The sequence below is a fragment of the Kribbella sp. genome, from assembly GCF_035687465.1.
In the GTDB taxonomy this organism is placed as follows: Bacteria; Actinomycetota; Actinomycetes; order Propionibacteriales; family Kribbellaceae; genus Kribbella.
Window position 1 is genome coordinate 1 of sequence record NZ_DASRXP010000274.1, and the last position, 4,525, is coordinate 4,525.

Genomic DNA, 4,525 nt, shown 5'->3' on the forward strand with positions numbered 1-4,525 from the left:
CGCCGCCGCGCGAACAGCCACGTGATTCCCAGGAGCAGCACCAGCCCGGCCCCACCTGCGATCCACGGGATCCGGTTGTTGTCGCTCGAGGAACCCGCGGGGACGGCGTCGGCTGGGTTGGACGAGTCGGCCGCCGGGGGAGCCGCCTTCGGCTGGACGGAGAAGGCAGCCCGCGGATCACCAGGACCGGCGTACAGGCGCAGTGGTCCGCTGTCGGTGACCGTGGTGCCGTCGGTCAACTTGGCAGTCATCGCGATGTCGAGCAGATAGGTGCCTGCAGCATCGAACGTCCAGTTTCCGTGCACGTGGGTGTTGACGTCGACCCCGGTCTCCTGCGGGAACGGCTTGCGGCTGTCGAAGACCGGGTCGGGCTTGCCGAAGTCGCCGTTGAGGAAGAGCGTGAACGCCCCCGGCCCCTCCACACCGTTCAGCGACCAGGTCACCTCACGGTCGACCCGCGTTGCCACCTCGGTGTCCTGGGTGTTCCAGCCGGGCCAGAGCACCCCGGTCTGCTGGACCTGCGGGATCACCCAGACCTTCTGTCCGGACTTGCCGAGGAAGGAGTACGCGGGATCGGCCGGAACCGAGACCTGGGCCTTGTCGGTCACCTGCAGGACGACGTCCTCGAGCGGCCGCCAGACCGCCGGGTCGACCGTGTCGTCGCGGAGCTGGACGGTCCACTCGCCGTCCACGAAGCGGGGCCCCAGATCCACGTGGCCGTCCGTGATCACGGTCTGCTCCGTCGCCGACACCGGCTGCGCCATCGCCGGAACCGTTGCGGTGGACAACAACAGTACGGTCAGCGCGAGCGCCTTCATCGGGTCTCTCCCAGGCAGCGCTGCAGCTCGTCCGCGTTGTGCCGCATCATCGCCACGTAGGTCCGGGTGTTCTCGTCGAACGAGTCGCCGAACAAGGAGCAGACCTGGACGCGCTGGTCATGCGCCACCTGGGTGAGCACCGATGCGCGCTGAGTCAGGTTCGGCTCGACGAACACGGCCGGCACCTTCAGGTTGCGGATGGTCTCGGACAGCTTCTTCACCTGTTCCACACTTGGTTCCTGGGCGGGGTTGGGCACCACGAAGCCGGCCACGTGCAGGCCGTACGCCTCGGCCAGATAGCCGAAGGCGTCGTGGGTGGTGACCAGCTGACGCCGGGCGGCAGGGATGGTGGCCAGCTTGGTGCGCACGTACTGATCCAGTTCGTCGAGCTCCCGCAGATACGCCGCGGTGTTGTCCTGGTAGACCTGCTTGCCGTCGGGGTCTTCGCTGATCAGCGTGTCCCGCATCAGTTGCGCGTAGGCCTTGGCGTTGGCGACGTCCTGCCACAGGTGCGGGTCGATCTCACCGTGCACGTGCTTGCCGAGCACGGCCTGCGGGAGTTGGTGGACCTGCGTCCCTGCCTTGCCGAGGAACGCGAACCGCGCATCGTCCGGCACGGTCTCCAAAGCCTTGTTCGGTACGTCGATGACCACCTGCCCGGCCGGCACGACGGATTGCGCCGCCCCGGGCTCCTTCGAGTCGGAGTACGCGTAGACCTGTCCACTGTCCAGGTCGACCGTCAGATCCGTGTGGCCGTCGTCCAGCACCGTGGCCTGACCACCCGCCGCGGGTTTGACGGTGCGTGGTTCCACTCCGACCGCGAAGGTGAACGTGCCGGCACCCAGTGGCTGGAGCGGTTTGCCGTCACCGAGATCGAGCTTGCCCTCCAGAGTCAGCTGGTAGATCCCGGGCTTGGTGAAGGCCCAGTTCAGGTGGGTGTGGGCGGCCGGCGGCAGCGTCGTGTGGTCCGCAGGTCCGAGTCCGTCCGTGGAGTCGAAGTATCGATCGGGCTGCCCCAGGGACTCGGTCAGGTAGGCAACCAACTGGCCCGGTCCGGTCAGCTTCGTGGCCGACATCTGGACCGACGAGGTCCGGGTGGCACCACGTGCCTTGCCGGTGCCGCGGACGCGGAGTCCCAGCCAGAGCACGTCCAGCCCGATGTCCTCGACCATCGGGATCACGTTCGCCCCGTAGCTTTCTGCCGCCTCGGCGAGCGACACGTTGGGACTGTCCTTGGGGGCGTTCGCGTCGACCGTCTTGATCAGCGCTTGCGGCTCCAGCAGCAGGTGGTTGGTGAACGTCACGTCCGCCTTGGCGACCCGCTTGGCATCAGCCGGCGAAGGCTCGTACGAGTGCGGGTCGCCGCCGGCCGGTACGAGCGACGAAGCCGCCACCCGATCACCGCCGACGTGTTGCACGAGATCGGCCAGGATCTCCGTGGTCGTGACCACGTTGAGCTTCCCACCGGAACCGGCATCAGCACCGCCGGAACAGCCCACCAGCCCGACCGGTACGACGAACGCCAGCACGGCCGACGTGATCCGGAACCGCCGCCCGCGGCTCATGCGTTGCCCCGTCGGCGGGTGGCGACGATCGCGACGGTGCCGAGTAGAACCAGCACGACACCCGCAGCGATCCAGCCAGGCCCGATCGAGCCACCGGTCATCGCCAACGTGCAGCCGCCCGTGCCTGTCGCGGCGGTCGTGGTCGTGGGCGTGCTCGTCGGCGTGGTGGCACCGGCCAAGGGCACGGGACCCGCGGCGGGGGCGCCGCCTGAGCTGCTGCTGGTGTCTCCGACGACGAAGGTGATGGTCGCCGTGTCGGTCGACCGAGTGCCGGACGCCAAGGTCGCGGTGTGGGTGAAGCGGACCTTGTAGGTGCCCGCCTTGGTGAAGGCCCAGTTGCCGTGGGCGTGCGTCCCGAGCGGGACCTTGTGGGTATCGGGCAGGCCATCGCCACTGTTGAAGATCACCTTCGGCTGCCCGAAGGAGTCGAACTCGAAGAGAGCGAGCGCACCGGGTCCGGTCACCTGGTCGAGTCGCCAGTCGACCTGACCCGAGACCTGGGCCGCGGAGAGTTCCTCGGTGTTCCAGCCGAGCCAGACCACGCCGTCCTTCTGCGTCTGCGAGATCTGCCACAGCGTCGATCCGGCCGGGCCGAGGAAGGCGAACGCCCCGCCCGGCGCCTTGGTCTCCGCGGCGGAGGTCAACTTCACCGTTACCTGCGCGGGATCACGCCAGACCGGATCACCGGCCTTGGTCCCGTCCTTGAGCCGCGAGACCAGAGAGCCCCCTTCCAGCCGTACTGCGTAGTCGGCGTGGCCGGTGGTCAGCGTCACGCCGGCTGACGCGGTGCCGGATGAGCCGGGTGTGCTGGAGGTTGCTGTATGCGGGCTACTGCTGGAGGCCGGCGTCGTGGTCACGCAGGGCACGAGCTTGGCAACCGGTGCAGGCGGGTCGGAGCTGACTGAGTGGCTCGGCGTCGGGCCGCTCGTCGGCGAGTTGGTGGGTGGCGTGGTCGGAGGTTGGGTCGTCGGTGGCTGGGTGGTCGGTGGCTGGGTGGTTGGTGGTTGGGTCGTCGGGGGAGGCCCGCCGGGGCAGAGTGCGGCGAGGTCGGTTGCGCCGACCGCGACCGGCAGGGTGGCCGTGTCACTGAGCTTCTGGCCGGTCTTGGTCGTCGCCGAATAGGTGAAGGTCAGCCGGTAGATCCCCTGCTTGGTGAAGGCCCAGTTGCCGTGGGCGTGGGTCGGCGCGTCGAACTTGAGCGACTGCGGAAGGGCCTTGCCGCTGTCGAAGGAGACCAGCGGTTCGCCGAACTGGTCGAACTGGTAGAGCGCGAGCTTCCCGGGACCTTGGACCTTGTCGAGCGACCAGCTGACCGGTCCGGTCAGGGCGCCGTAGTCCACCGACTCGGTGTTCCAGCCGGCCCACAGGAGGTCGTCCGCCTGGGTCTGTGGCAGTTGCCAGACGGTCGCGCCGGTTGCACCGAGGAACCGGTAGGAGGCCGCGGCGGGAACCAGTTCATCAGCGGCCGGCCGGACGTGGAATGCGACCGTGCCCGGATCCCGCCAGACAACCTTGTCACTACCTTGCGTGCCGTCCTTCACCTGGAACCGCAGCTTCCCGCCAACCGTGCGCGCGGCCACATCCACATGCCCGACACCCAGTACCGCAGTGACACAGGCTGGCGCGGAGGGAGTAGGCGTCGGCGTCACCGGAGGCGTCGTGGGCGGGGTCGTTGGCTGCGTGGTGGGCGAGGTCGTCGGAGGAGTAGTCGGTGGAGTAGTGGGTGGGGTGGTCGGCGGTGGGGTCGGTGTCGTGGGCGGTGGGGTCGGTGGTTCGTACGGACCGACCACGAACGTGTAGTCGATCGGTCCAGAGGTGAGTTGGGCACCGCCGGCCGTGGTGGCCGTCGCCTGGAAGGTGAGCGTGTAGGTGCCGAGCGCGGTGAATGCCCAGTTGGCGTGGACATGCTGCCCGACCGGCTGGTGCAGGGTCTTGATCGCCGGATCCGTCGAGCTGAACAACCTTGTCACCGTCGAGCTGATGCCGTCGTAGTTGAAGAACACCTCGACGTTTCCAGGGCCCTGGCTGTTCAGCAGGGTCAGGTCGACGACGTCGCCCTGGAGTGCGCCGGCGGGAATCGTCTCGGTGTTCCAGCCGGGCCAGATCAGCTCGGGGTCCTGGGTCTCCGGTGCGATCCAGACG

General features: G+C 68.4%; 3 protein-coding genes. All 3 read right to left on the bottom strand.

Annotation, left to right across the window (positions count from 1 at the left end; translation table 11 throughout):
- Window positions 1-818, bottom strand: an 818-nt coding sequence (locus VFG33_RS13650) for a TIGR03773 family transporter-associated surface protein (RefSeq protein ID WP_325026206.1), incomplete at its 3' end; no start/stop codon positions are given.
- Window positions 815-2,383 (bottom strand): anchored repeat ABC transporter, substrate-binding protein, encoded by a 1,569-nt coding sequence (locus tag VFG33_RS13655; protein ID WP_325026208.1) that lies wholly within the window; start codon window positions 2,381-2,383, stop codon window positions 815-817. The genes VFG33_RS13655 and VFG33_RS13650, both read right to left, overlap by 4 nt.
- Window positions 2,380-4,525: TIGR03773 family transporter-associated surface protein (locus VFG33_RS13660; RefSeq protein WP_325026210.1), on the bottom strand; the 2,146-nt coding region annotated here is incomplete at its 5' end. The genes VFG33_RS13660 and VFG33_RS13655, both read right to left, overlap by 4 nt.